The organism is Legionella pelazae, from assembly GCF_052527395.1.
On sequence record NZ_JBNVZS010000004.1, the window covers coordinates 29914 to 49567 of the forward strand.

Consider the following 19654-nt stretch of genomic DNA (forward strand, 5'->3'; position numbering starts at 1 on the left):
TTTCTTTTATTCCAATAGCCTATGAAAAATACTAATTATACGATTCTGCCCTGTCTATTAGCCATCGTAGTCGACGGGATGGGATTTGGGCTAGTTTATCCTATCATGACAGCGATGTTTACTAATCCCAATACGGTATTTTCCTCTCATTTATCTATTAACATGCGCCATTTTTATTTAGGATTAGGCTATATGCTTTATCCTTTCTGTATGTTTTTTGGTGCTTCTTTTATGGGTGATCTATCAGACAATTGGGGTAGAAAGAAAGTTATCTTAATTTGTATGTTAGGCCTTTTTATTAGTTTTTTGTTGATGGGATTAAGCGTTTTATTTACCAGTATTTTCCTATTAATGTTAGGACGCGCTTTTTCAGGATTAATGGCCGGCAGTCAACCTATTGCCCAAGCCGCCATTGCAGATATTAGTACTGTTGATAATAAGGCAGCTAATATGAGTATTATGACCTTAGCGCTTAGCGTTGCGAATGTTGCAGGGCCTTTAATTGGAGGGGTATTTTCCGATAGTTCGCTCTCTCACTATTTTAATTTCGCGACCCCTTTTTTTATTTCTGCAACACTTGCCTTAATTGCAGCGATTTGGATTCAATATGGCTTTCAAGAAACTTATACCAGCCCTAATCAAAAACCATTGAACTTACTGCGGCCTATTTATATTTTCATCGAGGGGCTTAAGCATAAAGGCGTTCGCTGGCTCATGATCATTTTCTTACTGATGCAATTAGGTTTTAGTATTTATTTCCAATTTATTTTAGTGTTATTACACAATGATTATCACTATTTAAATTGGCAGTTAGGCGCTTTTAATGCGTTTATTGGCCTGTGTTTCGTTGTTTCATTAACAGTAGGCATGCGCTTAATGCTGCGTATCTGGCAAGTTAACACCATTGCCATTATTTGTCTTTTTACTGTTGGAATAGGTCTCGTATTAACGGTATTTAGCACGAAAGAGTGGGAAATTTGGCTTTTGGCCTTTCCAATTAGTGCTTTTGATATGATTGCTTATACAGCCCTATTGACAGCCTTCTCAGATAGTGTTGATAAATCAGCCCAAGGATGGGTTATGGGACTTTCGGGCGCTCTAATGGCTATGGCTTGGGCAACAACTGGCCTTAGCGCTAATCTTTTACCAATTATAGGCACCTTTGGATTAATTTTAATAGGTGGATTTCTTTTGCTCGTATCAGCAATATTGATGTGGTTTTATAGTCATTCTCGTTTTTATGTTGCTCAAGGTTAGTAATTAATTAGCTTGATAGAGTTTAAGAGAAGCTTCGGCCCAGTCTTTATAACGAAGGCAACCTTCAGCTGTTTGATTTTTACTGTATCGTAAATCTTTTGCTAATATGGAATTCGATTTAATTAACATCTTTTCGTCAGGCGAATAAAATAAAGCATAAGTAAAGCGTTCTATTCCTGCAGGTGCCTTCTTAACCATATGCTTGGTTGCTGTGAAACGATCATGAGAGAGAAGCTGAGCAAATTCACCCACTTGAAATAACAAAATAAATTTATGAGGTAATTCTACTTTCTCAAAACGTTGGCTATTATGAGGAATAATGTAAAGACCAGCTTCTTTTGGCTCTTCAACTTCTTTATCATCTTGAAAATAGGATGCTGGCGTTAATCCGGTAAATAAACCATGGTCATGATGGGCGCCACACCAATTATCATCTTTCTCTGCTAAACCTTTTGCTCTTTGATAATGAAGCATTCTGCCATAGCCTTGCAGTGAATCATGATTTAAGCCAGCCATCTCCTCATTTAGGCCAATTTTATTTAATAGCTTCTTTCCTGTTACAAAGATTAATTCACCAAGCTCAAGGTAGGCCTTTTTTAAATTTATTTCAGTTGGCCACTTATTTAAAGAATTATCTGGCACACAGGCGTAATAAGACGCTTTATGTGCGTCAATTTGCCATTTGCCATCCTCATTTTTAAACCATTCAGCTCCTACTTCATAACCTTCTGTTAAGCCAGAATCTAAATTAGGCGCATATCGTTTTTTAATAGACTCACTCAGAAGAGAAAATTGCCTGGCTACTTTAATATACTCTTTATATTTAAGCTCGAACTGAGGAACATGACTGATACCTAAAATTCCCTTATCTAATAGGGGCTTTTCTATTCTCTTTGCATTGAAGGTAGGATTTAGCAATTCTTCATAGGTGATAATATCAAGTTCCAAACTATTTTCTCCTTACTAAGATACTTGGCTTTCATTTCACAGTAGTAGTAATTTTTACCGGTAATGCTAGGGCAAAAGACTCTTCAGTACTACCATCAATTCTTGAGCTTTGTAATCTAACCCTCACTATCACTTCTCTAGGCGCAAGTTGAAAGCAACGACTTAAATTGAGAGAATTACAAAGAGATACTTGATGCACATTATCAATAGAGCTGCCATCTTTCGCAAGCAATTTACCATTCGAAGCATCCAAAATTTCTAAATCTAAATGACTTAATTGCCATAAACGGCCCTTATTATTAAAGCCAACTCGACGCTCGTGAACTAAAGTAACCTTATCTTGATAATGCATTCTTATGCGATATTCTACTAGCGGTTTGTTAAGTGATAATTTATCTTCAATAATAAATTTTCGTTGATAAAAGGCAGTCTGCAAATTCATATAGCCCCAACCGTAAGTTGGATTCCATTCAGAGCCAATCACTTGCCGATGACCACCTTGATAGGCAAAGTTCGGATCATCGGGGCCTGGCTTATTACTATCTGTCCAGGTATCTGCACTATTAATTAATAAAGCCTTAATAGCCATGGGATTGGTAATACCAGCATCATTTAACAAAAGCACTGCCCCACCTACGTGAGGTGCTGCTGAACTTGTTCCTCCCATGAAACGATAACCATTCTTATAATGCATTGATTTTAGGTAATTTAACTGATATTTCTTAGGATCAGGCGCACAAGTCCATGTATCATTGCCTGGCGCTGCAATATCAGGTTTTTTTCGCCCTATAAGAGTAGGCCCACGACTGCTAGTGTAATAAATAGCATGACTTTGTCTATCAAATTTCCGATTGGTGGCGTTAGTATTGCTATACATATTCATGTTAGCAACAGTCAGCGCATTGTAACTTTCGGCAGGTACTGTCATCGTCGAAACAAAAGGCGGGCGTCCTTTCTGCTTAATATAGCCATTATTTCCAGCCGAAGTTACCCATAATATTTTTTTCTGATTGACAATATAATCCACAATCTTGCTTAAACCACTCCAGTCAGGACAAAAGGGACAGGTAACGCTACCATTGCCAAAGCTATAATTAATGACTGAAGGCCGATATTTCGATGCTAAAAGCCAATTTAAACTGGAATAAGTAAGCCCAAAATGATGCTTATGCGCTGTTCCTTCACCCGCCAAAGTAGATAAAATGACAGGCGTTTTATAAGCAACGCCCTGTAAATATTGGGTACTTTCAGGCGGTAACCCGGCATAAATGCAAGCGACGCCTGTGCCATGCGCGGTACGGACTCCAAAGGGATAATCGATATAGTGAGAAGTAGCTGTCTTATTAATAATAATTTTTTTTGTTGATAATGCTGGATGATCAGGAGCAATTCCTGAATCGATTAAGCCTAACACACCTTTATGTCCATCAAACCCATGTTCCCACCATAAATCAATACCTGGATAACGAAAAGGCACTTTAGGTTTAATGGAATGCGAGCTAATTTCTACCTTTTCATCGGCCGGTTTATTAAGAGCAATATAAAGCGTGCCAGGAAAAGAAATCAATTTCTTATAAATTTTATCTGTCGGTAAAAAGGTCACTACAACGACTGGCATAAAATCAAGAGGCATTAGTAATAAAGTAGAATCTCTTCGCATAACTTGGACAAAGACGTCCTTTCTATAATTAGATTTAAAAAAGATAATTAATGATTGATAGATGCCTTGCTGCTCTAAATGCACTGCTCGCATTGCTTTTAAGACTTCTTCATCTATAAAGGGCTTTGCATTGACGGTAACGCATACTAAGAATAAAGAAAAAATTATTAATTTCTTAACCACGCATACTGCCTTTAAATTAAACATCGTATCAATAATGTATGCATATTATGCCACCGGTTTTATTGATATAACAGAAGGTTAATAAATGCAGTAAAGAAATTTAATAAACAAGGCCTTCTAATTTAGGGCGAGGATTTAACTAATAATTTGCTATAATGTATAAAATTAGTACAAATTTAGGGTGTTACTATGGAGACAAAGCAAGAATCTTCTAATAATCTGCCTCAAGAAGTAGAAATGGCTGTCAGGGAGCAAGCCAAATTTGTCGTGGAATACCTACAAGTGGTAGCTGAGATTAATAGTCGCAATTTCCTTGAAGCGTTTCAAGGGAAATCAGATATACGAGGTATAGGCTCTAGTGGACGCTTGTTTTCTGATGCAAAAATTTATAATCCACCAGTCGAGGAAAATACAAATGAAAGCGCTACTAAGGAAAAACCAAAAGAAAAAAATTCCCCCCCTCCTCCTCCCTCCTCAGAGCAAATAATTCAAGAAGGAATGGATAGATTTTTTGAAAATAAAGAATTTGGGGAATATACTTTACAGCGGCTAGCGACTGTTCAGGCTGTTATGGATGAGAAAAGCAAAATATTTGCAAAATCTTTTATCGAAGATTTTTTTAAGCTGATTGAACAAACTCCAGAGTGGCAGCGTTTTTATCAAGATAGAAAAAAGGAATTTTCAGACACTGAATTGGAATTTTTGGTGGATAAAATAAAAGGCGCTTTTGCTTATAAACTCATGTCTACGGCCATGAAAGGAAATCGAGATTTACCGAAGGAGATATTGTTACAAACCTTTTTTGTTAATTATCCTGATATTAGTGCCCCTCTAAACGCATACAAACAGAAAACCATAAATGAGATTACACTTTATAAGCAAAAAATAGAAGAAGACGTTAAATTGCTAGCGGGATCAAGTTCTAAGGAGGTTAAAAAAGGACATGAAAGAACCCTATTAGAAGATATAAAAAAGTTGAGAGCAAATTTTGATGTTACATTACAAAAATCTCACTTTACTTCCCTAGGAAACAAAGAGCGTAGTGAGCTTCTTTTCGATGAGATAGCAACAATCCTTGTTGGAATTGCAACTGAATTAAACAAAATTGAAAATGAAAATTTCTTAAAAGAATGTCAAGTAGAGTTAGCTAAAACTATACTACACATCTACAGTCATCATAGTCCAAGAAGCAAGCCGGCTGAGTCAGATAAAAAGGAATATGGTAAAAAAGAATTGGGTAAAATAGAATTAGCTGAATTAGATTGGAGCAATCCTCAAAAACTGAGCATGATTCGTTTAGCTAATTTTGTAGTGCAACAACATCTCCGAGAGCACGTATCTGCACAATATCCAGATGTTCTGCCCTTATTTGACGAAAAAGTTGAATTAGATAAACAAAGAAGACTAGAAAAATATCAAACAAAAACTACATTTTTTAATGACGGCTCAACAGAAAAAAACGATAAACCAACTCTAACGCCAAGTGAAGAAGAAATTAATACCCAGTCTTCTGAGTATAAGTGATAAATAAAGCTTAAAAGTTACACTATTTATAAATGCTTTCAATTATGTCACTGTAGTGGGCTTATAAATTACACTGCACAAATGAGTAGTGAAGCGGCTAATCGACTTAAGCTCTTTATTCTTTTTTCATATAAAAGATAAGAGTCTATTGATAAGTGATCTATAAGATCTATCTTATGCGGCTCGTTTCATGATAAATTTGCGAGCCCGTGATAACAAAATGATCATAAATCATCCCTGCAAATTCTGTGTCATCTCATAAACTCTGCGTTACTTCGTAAGCGGAATTCTAATCATCAATTAGTACTAAGGTTAATTGTATATGTAATAACCCCAGCCATGCTACAAAACATAGCGCTTTAGACATTTAAAAATGCATGGTTAACAGACCCTAGTCTTTTTCGCAATTTTCCATTGAAATTAAAATTAATTAAATTTAGGATATGTCCCTGATATTTTGAATTATATGTAAGGATTGTAAAAACAATGACAAGGACGCCAACCAGCGTATTGCTGCTGTTATCTTTTTCTAATTTATTTGCCGCAGAGCAACCACCTAATAAAGTAATTTATCCTGTAACGCGTGAAATAAAGAATTTTTCCTTAACGAGTAGTCGGTTTCATTTTAGTTCTAATCAATATCGTATTGTGGAGATTGACACAAAGGGTCTTTATAACGAGCTAGCCTCTGTACCACACCGAGATAACATAACGAAAGAGCCCGCTACTTTAATAAACTTACCGCATCCAGATGGCACAATTCATGTGTATCAAGTGGTGGTCAATAGTACAATGCATCCTCAATTGGCAGCGCAATTTCCTGAAATTAAAACATTTGATGGCTATAGCGTTAATAATCCTAGTGAACTGGCGAAATTCGATTTAACACCGTTAGGTTTTCACGCCATGATTTTGGTTCCCAATAAAAGCGCAATTTTCATTGATCCTCTCTATCCTGGCGATATTCAAGACTATGTTGTTTATTACAAAAAAGATCTTATTAATACGAGAACTAACAAATGTAATGTTTCTGGGCAATCCTCTCTAATCAGCTTCAATAATTCTAACCGCTTCGCCAGATTTGCAAGTTGTGAGTTAAGAAAGTATCGACTCGCTTTAGCAGCCACTGCTCAATATACAGCCTTCTATGGTGGATCAGTTCCAGCAGCTTTAGCGGCTGAAGTGACTACCTTAAATCGTATTAATGGTATTTATGAGCGAGACATTGCTGTAACAATGGAGCTTATTCCTGATAATATCAAAATTATCTATGCCAATCCGGCAGCTCAACCTTACACTTCAGGCGATACGGATGCTTTATTAGAAGAAAACCAAAGTAACCTTGATGCAGTCATTGGTTCAGCTAATTACGATATCGGTCATGTCGTTGACGCTTCAAGTGCTAATAACGGCCTTGCTGCGCTTCGCAGTGTTTGTACTTTAGAAGCAAAAGCGATGGGTGCTACCACGTTTAACTCACCTATCGGTGATCCCTTTGATGTAGACTATGTAGCCCATGAGATGGGCCATCAATTCGGCGCTAACCATACGCAAAATAATGATTGTAATAGAAATGATCCTACCGCAGTTGAGCCTGGAAGCGGTAGCACGATCATGGCTTACGCTGGCATTTGTCCACCTAATGTGCAAATGCGTTCTGATAGTTATTTTCATGGTATTAATTTACAGGAAATAGGTCATTTCATTTCTAGCCCTAGCCATACCTGTGCAGTTAAAACGCCTATTCCTCCTGCGCCAAGTATTCGTCCTTTATCTGCTATAGTTGTCCCAGCAAGTACGCCCTTTGCATTAAATGCATCAGCCAGAAGTAATAGCGGCACCACTTTAACTTATACTTGGGAGCAAATGGATAATGAAGTTTCACCACAGCCCCCTCGTATTGAATCAACAGAGGGGCCTAATTTTAGAAGCCTGCCACCCAATTTAAGCCCGGTCCGCTTCTTCCCCAATTTAAGCGCTTTGGCTAATAATGGCCCCTTTACTTGGGAAGTCCTGCCTGCTGTATCACGTATAATGCACTTTCGGGTATCTGTTCGCAACAATACCCTAGGCGGCTCTTGTAATGCTTATAGAGATACTAGCGTAACAATTAACGCTGATGCAGGCCCTTTTTTAATAACGTATCCTAGTGCACCTGGTATTCAATTAACTGGCGATACAACACAAGTTGTTACCTGGCAAGTAGCAGATACCAATGAGCCGCCAATCAATGTTGACTTTGTCAATATTGTTTTATCTATTGATGGAGGGAATAGTTATCCTTATTTAATCGCCGCGAAAGTACCCAATACAGGGATTGCAACCATCCGCATACCCGATGTTGCAACGACAACAGCCCGACTTATGATTATTGCTTCTAATCAATCATTCTTTAGTATATCTGCTAACAATTTCAGTATTTCGACCTTAGCTCTGCACTTAACCCAAGCGGATAGAAATCCTATGAATCCGCGCGAAGCATTTATTTACTATACAGGCTTTACCCCAAACACAAGTCTAAGTTATAGATTAAATGGCCTGCCTGGCGCGACACTCGCATTAGATGCGGCTCATAATCGATTTATTGTAAGTAATATTAGAACACCACGAAAAGTTAATGTTTCTATTACTCTAAAAAGTAGCAGAAAAGCCGTAACCTCCAATGTAATCACTATTCCAAGTATTTTATAGGTAAGAGTTTGTTATGAATAAAAAAATTATTTTCACCTTAAGTGCGATTTCTCTATCCTTTACAGCCCAAGCTAATTGGTATGCCGGTGTAAATCTGGGTATTAACGATGTAAATCTAGAAAAAAATCTTACCTATCCCTTAGATGAGCCTCAACCTACTTCTTCTAATTTTTACAATACCTATACTAATTTTCATGGTCAATTAACTGCTGGTTATGAATTTATATTGCTAAATCAAATAGGCATTGCTCTAGAAGGAAATGCAGACTTTTATGCCGGCAAATCAAATTATACTATTAATAATTGGTTTTTTTCTGAGGATGTTCGAGCAACAGAAAAGTTAAGATATGGCTTTGGATTGTTTATTCTACCTGAATATCAAATTAACCCTTTTATGCGCCTTTTTGTAGGACCTGGTATTGAAACCAGTGAATTTGCTATTAATTTTAATAATACAGCGGGCAATGTTGGTGTTAGTAAAAAAGATAAACAATGGCTAACAGGGTGGGCATTGAAAGTAGGTACCGAAGGTCACATTTGTAAAAATACTGATTTAGTATTAACCTACCAATTCACACAATATGAAAATTTAACTCTAAACCAAATAGAACCTCTTTCAGGCGACTACCTAAGAGGCCGTTATAAACCTAACGTTAACCTATTTATGATTGGCCTTAAGTTTAATCTTCCAGATCGTACAGTTAATTATGTAACTAAATAACATCACTACTTTAGCTAAAGCTCATGAATTGATTAATGAATTATTTTTCATGAGCTTCATCTTATTTAATAAGCTATTAGGTAAATAATAGAATAGATTAAATAACTCTTTATTAAATCTGCAATTAACAATGTCTTAAAATTTATAAAAATATAATAAAGCTTTTCTAACAGTTTAATTAGATTACATTAATTGTTAATATTATCTTTTTATTTCGGAGATGAATTTGGATGCAGATATAATTTTTATTGGCGCAGGCCCTATTGGGCTTTTAGGAGCAATTCAATTAAAATTGCAATGTCCATATGTAGATATTCTAATGTTTGAAAAATATGAGACGCCTTTACGCAATCATGCCATGTATATTGATCATCGCTCCTTTGCTAATATGGATAGAAGTCAGGGTTTTGGAGAAATCCTAGATAACATTCCTGCTAAAGTGTTGATTAGTGATCTAGAAATAACGTTAAGAAAGTATGCCGTAGCCATTGGAATTAAGATTCAGTATCAAGAAATTAAAGACTTTAATGAATTAAAAAGCCAATATCCCAATACTGATTACTTTGTAGGTAGTGGTGGATTGCGAGGCATTATTCATCCACAAGTTTTTAATAGTGAAAACCAAATCAATGACCCTTTAAGATATGCTATTGAAGTAAAATACAAAGCAATCGGCAAAACTCGTTCTTTAAATAAGGTAACTGAGCTTCCCGGTATTCTTTCCTATACTAATAATTTAGTTTCTGAATATGTAGGTCGCTTAAAAGATGGGCTTACACCTATCTCCCTTAGAATTTTTATTGATGAACCCACTTATCAAGCCATGAAAGAAGCGACTTTCAAAAATCCTTATACTCTTGCTGATCAAAATAAAATTCCAGCTGAACTCTTTAAGACTATTAACACTTATTTACAAGCTAGAAAACATCTTGCTAACGAGCTTATAGAGAAAGATAGCTTAAAAATATCCACAATTACTTTATCTCTTTATGCAAGCAAGCATTTCTGCAAAAAGATTGATGGAAAAGTCATTTTTCAAATTGGTGAGGAGGCTTTTGCTTGCCCATTTTATCGTAGCTTCAATGATAACGCTTTTTGTATTCCTTTTTTTACTAAAGCGATGAAAGCGCTATTTGAAGAGACTCATGTTGAAGTTAAAAAATTTAATTCTTCATTTTACTTCAAAGTCTCTGCTGTTGAAAAAGAGCCGCTTGATTATTATCAGCATGATTTACAGTCTTTTGTAAATAGAGAGATTCGTACCATTCACTTTTTAAATAGTGGTATCGACATACTGGAATCATCAGTAGCAACTTCGCAATCTTTACCTAAGGTTTCAACTTCCTTAAGATTAAAAACAGCAGGCAGAACATTTATAAATGAAGTTAATAGAGAGCAAAACGATATACCCTCTAAAGATGATCATTCTTCTACAAAATTTAAATGTACAATTATGTAAACTCTATTTTGATTTATAAATGAGGGTTAATCAAGAGAAAGCCTATTAAAGCTAGGCTCTCTAGCTCTTTTTATTAATTTATTGTCGCCATCGCAGTAGTACCACCTGGCATGACACTTGATAATAATATTTTTTGCGTTTCTCTAAAATTGAGAAATAATTATAAAATCACATAAATGTAATTTTGCACCTCAAGAACAGGATGTCTTATGCTAATTTCTCAACGAGTATCACTCGTATTCTATCTACGAGAGGCACTAGTAATTATTCTATTGCTGTTTACTCAAAATGCTATTGCAAAAAAAATTGTTGAACTATCTATTCAAGGCAGTATAAGTCCAGCTACTGCTGATTATCTAATTCGCGGTATTGAGAAGGCACAAGAGGCTGAGCTCATTCTTATTCAGCTCGATACGCCAGGCGGCCTAGATAAATCAATGCGTCAGATTGTACAGTCCATTCTTGTTTCACGTGTTCCTGTCGTTACTTATGTGGCCCCTGCTGGTGCACGTGCTGCAAGTGCAGGCACATTCTTACTCTACGCCAGTACTATAGCAGCTATGGCTCCTGGCACACACTTAGGCGCAGCAAGCCCTGTTAGTTTAACTGGTGGATTAAATGAAGAGAAAAATAAACAAAAAACCGCTATGGATAAAAAAGTTACTAATGACGCTATTGCCTACATTCGTACATTAGCACAGTTGCGTGGCCGTAACCTTGACTTTGCAGAGAAAGCAGTGATGGATGCAGCTACCTTAACTGCACCAGAGGCACTTGAAGCCCGAGTCATTAATTTTATTGCCAAAGACAGAAATGATTTATTAGCGCAACTAAATGGCTTAACAGTCAAGCAAAATGGGCGAGAGATTAAATTAGACTTAACGAATGCCCAAGTAGAGAGCATTAAACCAGATTGGCGAATGCAATTTCTGTTAGTAATTACCGATCCTACCATTGCTTATTTATTATTATTACTAGGTATCTATGGTATCTTTTTTGAATTAGTTAACCCAGGTATGCTTGCTCCAGGCGTTATTGGTGCTGTAGCGATTTTAATCGCTCTATACGCTTTGCAACTGTTGCCCATTAACTATGCAGGCTTAGCTTTAATCATTTTAGGCATTGCCTTTATTGTTGCTGAAGCTTTTGCCCCTAGTTTTGGAATATTAGGACTAGGAGGAACAGCGTCTTTTATTGTTGGCTCAATCTTGCTAATTGATACTGAACATGTAGGTTATCAGATTGCCTGGTCGGTTATTGGTGCAATGGCAACTGTTAATATTCTCATTTTTGTAATAATATTGACTATGGTTGTTAAATCACGAAAAGAGCCTCTACAGCATGGCACTATAACACTAATTGGTGCAGCAGGGCGATCACTAAGTACTATTGATCTACAAGGGCAAGTTGTTATTCGTGGTGAGATTTGGAGTGCTTACTCTAAAAAACCAATTAGCGCAGATCAACCAATAAGAGTAATCGCTGTAAATAACTTACGGCTAGAGGTAGAAGCCATTCAAGGAGATGAGAAATGACCTATCTTTTTAGCTTTCTTATAATTATCTTTCTTCTATTAACCTCCATGTTCCGAGTATTAAGAGAATATGAGCGCGCTGTTGTATTTATGCTAGGGCGTTTTTGGCGTATTAAGGGGCCAGGGCTCATTATAGTGATTCCTGTAATCCAGCAGGTAGTCCGCGTAGATCTACGTACTGTCGTTATGGATGTACCTAGTCAAGATGTTATCTCAAGAGATAATATTTCAGTACGAGTGAATGCTGTTTTGTATTTTCGTGTCATCGATCCTCAAAAGGCTATTATTCAAGTAGAAAATTATTTTGAAGCAACGAGCCAACTTGCACAAACCACATTACGTTCTGTATTAGGTCAACACGAATTAGATGAAATGCTAGCAGAAAGAGAGCGGCTAAATAGCGATGTACAAAGAATTTTAGATGAACAAACCGATGGCTGGGGTATTAAGGTATCTAACGTAGAAATTAAGCATGTTGATCTTGACGAAAGTATGATCCGAGCCATCGCCAAGCAAGCCGAAGCAGAACGAGACAGACGAGCTAAGGTCATTCATGCAGAAGGTGAATTACAAGCTTCGGAGAAACTATTACAGGCAGCAGAAGTGCTAGCAAGAGCACCACAAGCTTTGCAATTACGCTACCTACAGACACTAGCGGGCCTTGCAGCCGGAGGTAATTCTTCTACCATTGTTTTTCCTATACCCATAGAAATAATAGAATTATTAAAAAAAACTGATAATAAGTAAGTATTTAAGTTTTCAACTGTAGGAGAAGGGAACATAAAAGGATTGTTATGCTTTGGATACTAATACTTCATATAGCAACACTACTTGGCTGGTGCGGTTTTCTTCTCTATCTTCCAGGACTTATAGCAACTATTCCTGGTAAAGATAAAGTGCATACATCTTACATGGATGTTCCACGCAAAATTTTTACCCATATTTTAACGCCTACTGCACTTCTGGCAATTCTATCAGGAACGTTTATCTTTTTAAGGATGAAGCTAATAGCACCATGGCTTATCATGAAGCTCACATTAGTGAGTGGTTTAGTTATCTGCCATGTTCTTAACGGTTGGTTAATTCTTAAACTTGAGAAAACACCAGAAGAACCTAGTCAGTTAGTTTGCCTAGCTTTGGGCGTGATGTCTGCTATCTTAATTACAGCTATCCTTTGGCTCGTTTTGGCCAAGCCTTATGTTTAAGAACCCTATGTTTATCTGGCATTATTTGTTACAAATTCGTATTCAAATCTACACCTACACCATATTCATAAACCAATCGCCCGCCGAAAAAACTAGTCAGAGAAATCAAAAAGGCTGTCAGAAATGTCATATAGATGCCCCAAGGCAACAAATAAGTAGGATGATTAAAACGAAACAACCAGTTAAGCGAAGCCAAAGACAACATTACCACTGCAAAAATAGCATGGCACCAGGCGGTGATCATATTTCGAATACGCGCCACAATTATCAAATCAATCAAGCCCGCCAAACCCGAGATAGCACCACCCAATGCCCCTATACCAGCAAGCCAAATACCTGCCCTTGCCCAGAAAAAATCATGCGTGTAAATATACGCACTATCTGTACCAATCAAGCCAATCAGTGCTGCAACAGGAAAATGAATCAACATAGGATGAATCGGATGACCTGCAATAGACATACGACTAATAATTGGTCCTGGCATTCTAGAAATCTCCATCATTATTTCTTTTTAACTATTAATAGATTATCTGGATCAAGCTTATTATTCATTCTTTTTTTGTTAGCCGGCTGTAGCGGACCACAATCAGCCCTTAATCCTGCTGGCCCGGCCGCAAAAGAAGTTGCCCACCTTTGGTGGGGGATGCTAATTTACTCCTCTTTAGTTGTAATAGGAATTGTTAGCCTATGGCTATACGCTATGCGTCCTAAGCCTCAACAATTTACCTCCCAACACTCTTTAATCATTTGCGGCGGTATCTTGCTACCTTCTATTAGTATCATAGTCTTACTTATCTTTGGTATTCCCGTAGGACACCGTATGCTTCCCCTTCCAACACAAGGCGAGTTGCCATTAAAGATTGAAGTCATAGGTCATCAATGGTGGTGGGAAATCCACTATCCCAAGGAAGGGATAAAACTTATCAATGAATTACACCTCCCTATAGGACGCGCTATTGATATGCATGTTAAAAGCGAAGATGTGATTCATTCCTTTTGGATTCCACGCATTAATGGAAAAATTGATGCAATTCCTGGCTATACAAATATAATGCGTCTAAAGGTAACAAAGCTAGGCTATTTTCGAGCTCAATGTGCCGAATTTTGTGGAAAATTTCATGCAAAAATGTTACTTAATGTCTATGCTCATCATTCTCAGGATTTCCTAGCCTGGATAGATAGCAAACAAGCTGGCCCTACTCTAAAAGAGCCAATGCTAAAAACAGGGAAGAAAAATTTTAATGAATGAAGCATCAGTTAATAATCCATCTTCTCTTCATGATGAATTTAATAAAATCTGGGGTAATCCGCGGGGATGGCGCGCATTGACTATCGTAAATCATACAACGATTGGTATTCGTTTTATGATGACGGGAGGATTATTTTTTCTATTCGGTGGTTTACTTGCGATGATATTAAGAGCCCAACTTGCTCTTCCTAAACAAGCTCTAGTGACACCAGAGATTTATAACCAGCTTTTTACTATGCATGGAACAGTCATGATGTTTCTATTTGCTGTACCCATGATGGAAGGTATGGCTCTTTACTTAGTACCTAAAATGTTAGGCGCCCGCGATCTAGTCTTTCCAAGACTAAGTGCATTTGGATATTTTTGTTATTTATTTGGCGGTATTATTTTAGTCTTTAGCCTCATACTTGGACTAGCACCAGACACAGGCTGGTTTATGTATACGCCTCTAACTAACGCAGTTTATTCTCCGGGGCCGAATGTTGACTTTTGGTTAATTGGAATTACTTTCGTAGAAATCTCTGCTGTTAGTGCAGGTGTTGAATTGTTTGTATCTATTATTCGAGCTCGGACAGCACAGATGGCTCTGCATCAGATGCCTTTATACTGCTGGTATATTTTAGTTATGGCGCTTATGATTGTCTTTGGGTTTCCACCACTTATTTTAGGCAGTATTTTACTTGAGCTTGAGAGAGCAGCTGGTATGCCTTTTTTCGATGTAGCAAGGGGAGGCGATCCAATACTATGGCAACATTTATTTTGGTTATTTGGCCACCCTGAAGTTTATATTATCTTTCTACCAGCGGCCGGAATCATTTCTACTCTCATTCCTGTTTTTGCCCAACGCGCCATTGTTGGTTATCGTTGGATTGTTCTCTCCGTTATTGTAACAGGCTTTATTAGCTTTGGCCTATGGGTGCACCATATGTTTACTGTGGGTATTCCTCAATTGGCACAAGCATTTTTTTCAGTAGCTAGTATGTTAGTTGCGATCCCTACAGGTATTCAATTATTTTCTTGGCTAGCAACGCTTCTTAGCGGCCGGCCCATTTACCGCCTACCGATGCTCTGGACTATTGGTTTTCTATTTATCTTTGTTATCGGCGGATTAACAGGTGTTATGCTAGCCTTAGTCCCTTTTGACTGGCAGGTACACGATACACACTTTGTCGTCGCACACCTACATTATGTTATCGTTGGCGGTGTATTTTTTCCCCTCATTGCTGGCCTTTATTATTGGTTGCCACATTTCTCTGGCCGCATGCCATCTGATAAGCTCGGTACTTGGGGCTTTTGGCTAACGTTTGTTGGTTTCAATGTAACATTTTTAATTATGCACTGGACTGGTCTTCTAGGCATGCCACGACGAATTTATACCTACGATGCGGGTTTAGGCTGGGATGTGCCTAATCTCATTTCTTCAGTTGGATCATTTGTCATGGCAATCGGCATTGCAACTATTTTAATTGATTTCTTTTTACACTTTTATATTGGTCAGTCTGCAAAAATCAATCCATGGCATGCCGATACCTTGGAGTGGGCTACAGCGACTCCTCCTAATCCTTATAATTTTATAAGTTTGCCGAACTGCCCAACACGTCACCCGCTCTGGGATTGTCCAAATCTCCCTAAAACAATTGCTGAGGGAAGGCATGCCTTATCGGTTACAAGTCATGGTAGGCGAGAGACCTGGGGAACTGATCCTATTACAGGAAAAATCAGCGAAATCATTCATTTACCTGGCAATTCGTGGTTACCTTTCCTTACAGCACTTACAATAGGAGCCGTATGTATCACCCTTATTTCACGTAACTACAATTTTGCTATATTTAGTTTACTGATTTGTTTTCTGTTTTTACTCCGCTGGACTTGGGAAAATGGCACTCACCCAAAAGCAGCGCCGGATGCAAAAACTTTACCTAAAGATCCTCCTCTACACTCACGAACCCTTAATGGTCCTGGTTTATGGGGCATGAATACAAGTCTACTTGCCAATGGTGCTTTGTATATGTCACTGTTATTTGGCTGGTTGTACTTATGGACTGCAGCACCACAATGGAAAATACCCAACCAAGTGTCTTTAGAGAACAGCGCCTTCTTTATTAGCGGTTTACTGTTAACCGCGGCAACTATGGGATTTACTTATTTAATTCGACAGGTTCGTCGTTTCAACGTTAATTACCTTCAAATTAAATTATGGGGACTGAGCCTAATTGGACTGATTCACGCTTCTATTTTACTTTGGGTATTACTTACCGCAAAACTTCTACCTACTCAAACAGCGCACGATGCAGTCATAACAGTAATGCTTGCCTATCAACTTATTCATAGTAGTTTAGCTACCCTTATTACGATATTACTTGCTGCTCGCGTAGCCTATGGGTATATCAATAAAAAAGCACTTTATGAAGTGGTTGTAGTTGAAGGTTGGTGGTTATATACCTTAATTACTTTTTGGATTACTTATACTGCCATCGTTCTATTACCTATAGCTTGGGGGAAAGGTTAATGTTATTACAGAAACATCCCTTTTCACTCATCATTGGGCTAGTCATTTGGAGTATATGGTTTATCTTTGTCTACGGTGCCTTATCTGTTGCTTGTGCGGTAGCGCCTCCTGATGTAGGAGCTACTTTTACATGGATAAATGCTATCTTATTATTTTGTACCCTGATAACAACAGTATTATTACTTTATTTAGCTTTAAGCTATTGGCGTACCCTTCAATCATCGAAATCAAAGAGTAATGCAACATCATTTATTCTTTGGGTGGCTGTTGGAGGCTTTTTAACTGCAGCATTTGCAACGTTAAGCATAGGATTAATGGTGCTATTTTTTCGACCATGCTTATAAGGACTCCTGGCATGATTTCTCGAATCTTATTATTAGCTTTCATAATATTAATACCGAATTACGCTATTGCTCATAATCCTTTTGCTGCTCTAAGTAAGGAGCAATTACCAACGCTAGTCAGTGCTCTGTGCTTAGCTTTATTAGGGTTGGCTTATTTGATGGGTACATGGCGAGTGTGGCCCAAGTGGCGGCGCTTTCTTATCTTTCAGGGAGCAATACTAATTACTATATTTACTATTTTTGGCGGTCTAGATGAGCTATCAGAGACAAATACTGCTGCTCATATGGCACAACATATGTTAATGATGGTCGTTATTACACCCTTGTATGCACTTGCACAACCCTTACCCCAGTTAGTAGCTGCCACTGGTCGCTTCATCCTACCTTTGTTAGCGCCGGTTTTTAAAATTGTACGTTATCCAATTTGGGCAGCCTCATTACATGGTCTAGTCATTTGGTTTTGGCATGCCCCTAAGTTCTACTTACTTGCTCTTAATAATCCCTGGTGGCATATTGCTGAGCATTTTTGTTTCTTATTAACTGCAGGCTTATTTTGGTGGTCTGTATTACATAGTAATCAACATACTATGCCGCGCGCACTTCTAGCTTTACTATTCACGCTCATGCATACTGGATTTTTAGGGGCATTATTAACATTTGCTCACAATTCATTATACGGTCCATTGCGCTCCTTGCAAAGCCAGCAACTAGCAGGGCTTATGATGTGGGTAGTAGGAGGAATACCTTATCTTGGCGCTACCATCTGGTGTGGCGAACGTTGGTTTAAAAGAATGTTGCAGTCTAAATTGTAAATTTCACAAATGAGCTTAAGATGACCAATCTTCTCGCACTAATGAAACCAGGTTTATTTATAAGTATAGTAGTTAGATGAAGCATTAAGGACAATACATGATAAATGATACGTTATACACAGAAGCGTTATTACGACTGGATAGTGCAGCTACTTTTGCCAACCTAGATCCTGAAGCAGTTAAGAAGCTTAAGCATGCAAAAGCTTGCTTGGAAGTATCTATACCTGTACGAATGGATGACGGTCGATTGAAAATGTTCACAGGCTACCGAGTACACCATAATGATATACGTGGCCCTACTAAAGGAGGTATTCGATTCCACCCGGCAGTTAGCCTTGCTGAGGTAAAAACCTTAGCTTTCTGGATGACCATCAAATGTGCTGTAGTAGGCGTTCCTTTTGGTGGTGCGAAAGGTGGTGTTATCGTTAATCCTAAACAGTTATCACGACTTGAGTTAGAGCGGTTAAGTCGAAGCTATATTACCCTTATAGCTGATTTTATTGGCCCTGATCTAGATATTCCTGCCCCTGATGTTTACACCAATGCCATGATTATGGGGTGGATGATGGATGAATACTCTAAAATTGTTCGCCAAGTTACACCGGCAGTCATTACCGGTAAACCTTTACCGCTAGGAGGAAGCCAGGGCCGTGAAGAAGCAACAGGCCGGGGCGCTTATTATTGCATTAAGGAATTAGAAAAAATCAATAAATGGCGACCTAAAAAAATGCGGGTAGCCATTCAAGGCTTTGGAAATGCCGCGCAGCCTGTAGCGAACTTACTTTATCAAGATGGTTATAAAATTGTAGCAATCAGCGACTCTAGAGGAGGTATATACCGAGCACAAGGATTTGATATTCCAAGTATCATTCATACTAAAAACAACTTTAAGCAACTTCAAGCTGTCTACTGTGAAGATTCAATTTGCCAGATGGTTGAAGCAACCAACTTATCGAATGAAGAATTATTAGAGCTTGATGTTGACATTTTAATTCCGGCAGCGCTTGAAAATCAGATAACAAAAAACAACGCAACAAAGATAAAAGCTCCTATCATTGTTGAAGTTGCAAATGGCCCCACAACCATTGAAGCAGATATAATTTTAAAGGGAAAAAATACATTAGTTGTTCCGGATATTCTAGCCAATGCAGGTGGAGTCACGGTTAGCTATTTTGAGTGGGTTCAAAATAAATCAGGCTATTACTGGACTCAAGAGGAGGTATATACGCGCTTGCATGCCATCATGTGCAAGGAGTTTCTCAACATTTATGAATTAATGAAGGTTCATCACTTAGATATGCGTACTGCCGCCTACATTCATGCGTTAAATAGACATGCAGAAGCGGTTGTTGCCCAGGGAACACACGGGTATTTCTCAGAATCTTATTAAAATAACTTAAGTTTAGATACTTTTAAGAAAACTATTTTTTTTATCTAAATAATGTTGGCGTTTTAGATTAAATGCGAATCCGACATAGGGGTTTTGTGACTCTGTTTGCTGCCAATTGAATTTATATAGTCAATCTTTATTGCAATTTTGGCTTTCGTTAAAATTAAA

The 19654-nt window shown here is 37.8% G+C and carries 16 protein-coding genes; 13 read left to right on the forward strand and 3 right to left on the reverse strand.

The genetic code is table 11. The annotated features are described in order from the left end of the window. Window positions 1–21: 21 nt before the first annotated feature. Complete coding sequence (locus ACQUW5_RS05880; protein ID WP_444990291.1) at window positions 22–1257, forward strand: MFS transporter; 1236 nt, start codon at window positions 22–24, stop codon at window positions 1255–1257. Window positions 1258–1260: 3 nt separating this feature from the next. Here ACQUW5_RS05880 and ACQUW5_RS05885 read toward each other — a convergent pair whose 3' ends face one another. Both ACQUW5_RS05885 and ACQUW5_RS05890 read right to left on the reverse strand, forming a co-directional pair. Next, complete coding sequence (locus ACQUW5_RS05885) at window positions 1261–2205, reverse strand: hypothetical protein (RefSeq protein ID WP_444990292.1); 945 nt, start codon at window positions 2203–2205, stop codon at window positions 1261–1263. Window positions 2206–2236: 31 nt separating this feature from the next. Beyond that, the gene (locus ACQUW5_RS05890; RefSeq protein ID WP_444990293.1) at window positions 2237–4048 is read right to left on the reverse strand and encodes a S8 family peptidase; all 1812 of its coding nucleotides are present in this window, start codon (window positions 4046–4048) and stop codon (window positions 2237–2239) included. Between the two features lie 189 nt (window positions 4049–4237). Here ACQUW5_RS05890 and ACQUW5_RS05895 point away from each other — a divergent pair, with 189 nt between their 5' ends. The 7 genes from ACQUW5_RS05895 to ACQUW5_RS05925 all read left to right on the forward strand — a co-directional run bounded on the left by ACQUW5_RS05895 (window position 4238) and on the right by ACQUW5_RS05925 (window position 13182). Beyond that, on the forward strand, window positions 4238–5572 hold the full coding sequence (locus tag ACQUW5_RS05895; RefSeq protein ID WP_444990294.1) for a hypothetical protein: 1335 nt from the start codon (window positions 4238–4240) through the stop codon (window positions 5570–5572). Between the two features lie 486 nt (window positions 5573–6058). Next, the gene (locus ACQUW5_RS05900) at window positions 6059–8263 is read left to right on the forward strand and encodes a reprolysin-like metallopeptidase (protein ID WP_444990295.1); all 2205 of its coding nucleotides are present in this window, start codon (window positions 6059–6061) and stop codon (window positions 8261–8263) included. A gap of 13 nt (window positions 8264–8276) precedes the next feature. Further along, entirely contained in the window at window positions 8277–8984 is a 708-nt protein-coding gene (locus tag ACQUW5_RS05905) for an outer membrane beta-barrel protein (RefSeq protein ID WP_444990296.1), read from the forward strand. Between the two features lie 226 nt (window positions 8985–9210). Then, window positions 9211–10443: a hypothetical protein gene (locus ACQUW5_RS05910; protein WP_444990297.1), complete on the forward strand. Its 1233-nt coding sequence runs from the start codon at window positions 9211–9213 to the stop codon at window positions 10441–10443. Between the two features lie 209 nt (window positions 10444–10652). Beyond that, window positions 10653–11978, forward strand: a complete 1326-nt coding sequence (locus ACQUW5_RS05915) for an NfeD family protein (RefSeq protein ID WP_444990298.1) — start codon at window positions 10653–10655, stop codon at window positions 11976–11978. Next, entirely contained in the window at window positions 11975–12724 is a 750-nt protein-coding gene (locus tag ACQUW5_RS05920) for a slipin family protein (protein ID WP_444990299.1), read from the forward strand. Before ACQUW5_RS05915 ends, ACQUW5_RS05920 begins: the two co-directional genes overlap by 4 nt. A 47-nt stretch (window positions 12725–12771) precedes the next feature. Continuing rightward, window positions 12772–13182, forward strand: coding sequence for a CopD family protein (locus ACQUW5_RS05925; RefSeq protein WP_444990300.1), 411 nt, complete (start codon window positions 12772–12774; stop codon window positions 13180–13182). Between the two features lie 28 nt (window positions 13183–13210). Here ACQUW5_RS05925 and ACQUW5_RS05930 read toward each other — a convergent pair whose 3' ends face one another. Further along, complete coding sequence (locus ACQUW5_RS05930; protein WP_444990301.1) at window positions 13211–13642, reverse strand: DUF2231 domain-containing protein; 432 nt, start codon at window positions 13640–13642, stop codon at window positions 13211–13213. Here ACQUW5_RS05930 and coxB point away from each other — a divergent pair. The 5 genes from coxB to ACQUW5_RS05955 all read left to right on the forward strand — a co-directional run bounded on the left by coxB (window position 13625) and on the right by ACQUW5_RS05955 (window position 19486). Then, complete coding sequence (gene coxB, locus ACQUW5_RS05935) at window positions 13625–14431, forward strand: cytochrome c oxidase subunit II (protein ID WP_444990302.1); 807 nt, start codon at window positions 13625–13627, stop codon at window positions 14429–14431. The genes ACQUW5_RS05930 and coxB overlap by 18 nt on opposite strands. Beyond that, window positions 14424–16940, forward strand: a complete 2517-nt coding sequence (ctaD, locus tag ACQUW5_RS05940) for a cytochrome c oxidase subunit I (RefSeq protein ID WP_444990303.1) — start codon at window positions 14424–14426, stop codon at window positions 16938–16940. Before coxB ends, ctaD begins: the two co-directional genes overlap by 8 nt. Continuing rightward, window positions 16940–17284 carry a hypothetical protein gene (locus ACQUW5_RS05945; protein ID WP_444990304.1) on the forward strand — a complete coding sequence of 115 codons (345 nt, stop codon included), beginning with the start codon at window positions 16940–16942 and terminating at the stop codon, window positions 17282–17284. The genes ctaD and ACQUW5_RS05945 overlap by 1 nt, the downstream gene beginning before the upstream one ends. An 11-nt stretch (window positions 17285–17295) precedes the next feature. After that, window positions 17296–18096 (forward strand): cytochrome c oxidase assembly protein, encoded by an 801-nt coding sequence (locus ACQUW5_RS05950; RefSeq protein ID WP_444990305.1) that lies wholly within the window; start codon window positions 17296–17298, stop codon window positions 18094–18096. 100 nt (window positions 18097–18196) lie between these two features. Further along, complete coding sequence (locus ACQUW5_RS05955) at window positions 18197–19486, forward strand: Glu/Leu/Phe/Val family dehydrogenase (RefSeq protein WP_444990490.1); 1290 nt, start codon at window positions 18197–18199, stop codon at window positions 19484–19486. Window positions 19487–19654 lie beyond the last annotated feature (168 nt).

What these genes read in the sequence shown, in the direction of transcription:
- ACQUW5_RS05880 (WP_444990291.1), top strand. Translation starts at nt 22, where the DNA reads ATGAAAAATACTAATTATACGATTCTGCCCTGTCTATTAGCCATCGTA.
- ACQUW5_RS05895 (WP_444990294.1), top strand. Translation starts at nt 4,238, where the DNA reads ATGGAGACAAAGCAAGAATCTTCTAATAATCTGCCTCAAGAAGTAGAA.
- ACQUW5_RS05900 (WP_444990295.1), top strand. Translation starts at nt 6,059, where the DNA reads ATGACAAGGACGCCAACCAGCGTATTGCTGCTGTTATCTTTTTCTAAT.
- ACQUW5_RS05905 (WP_444990296.1), top strand. Translation starts at nt 8,277, where the DNA reads ATGAATAAAAAAATTATTTTCACCTTAAGTGCGATTTCTCTATCCTTT.
- ACQUW5_RS05915 (WP_444990298.1), top strand. Translation starts at nt 10,653, where the DNA reads ATGCTAATTTCTCAACGAGTATCACTCGTATTCTATCTACGAGAGGCA.
- ACQUW5_RS05920 (WP_444990299.1), top strand. Translation starts at nt 11,975, where the DNA reads ATGACCTATCTTTTTAGCTTTCTTATAATTATCTTTCTTCTATTAACC.
- ACQUW5_RS05925 (WP_444990300.1), top strand. Translation starts at nt 12,772, where the DNA reads ATGCTTTGGATACTAATACTTCATATAGCAACACTACTTGGCTGGTGC.
- coxB (WP_444990302.1), top strand. Translation starts at nt 13,625, where the DNA reads ATGACCTGCAATAGACATACGACTAATAATTGGTCCTGGCATTCTAGA.
- ACQUW5_RS05930 (WP_444990301.1), bottom strand. Translation starts at nt 13,642, where the DNA reads ATGTCTATTGCAGGTCATCCGATTCATCCTATGTTGATTCATTTTCCT.
- ctaD (WP_444990303.1), top strand. Translation starts at nt 14,424, where the DNA reads ATGAATGAAGCATCAGTTAATAATCCATCTTCTCTTCATGATGAATTT.
- ACQUW5_RS05945 (WP_444990304.1), top strand. Translation starts at nt 16,940, where the DNA reads ATGTTATTACAGAAACATCCCTTTTCACTCATCATTGGGCTAGTCATT.
- ACQUW5_RS05950 (WP_444990305.1), top strand. Translation starts at nt 17,296, where the DNA reads ATGATTTCTCGAATCTTATTATTAGCTTTCATAATATTAATACCGAAT.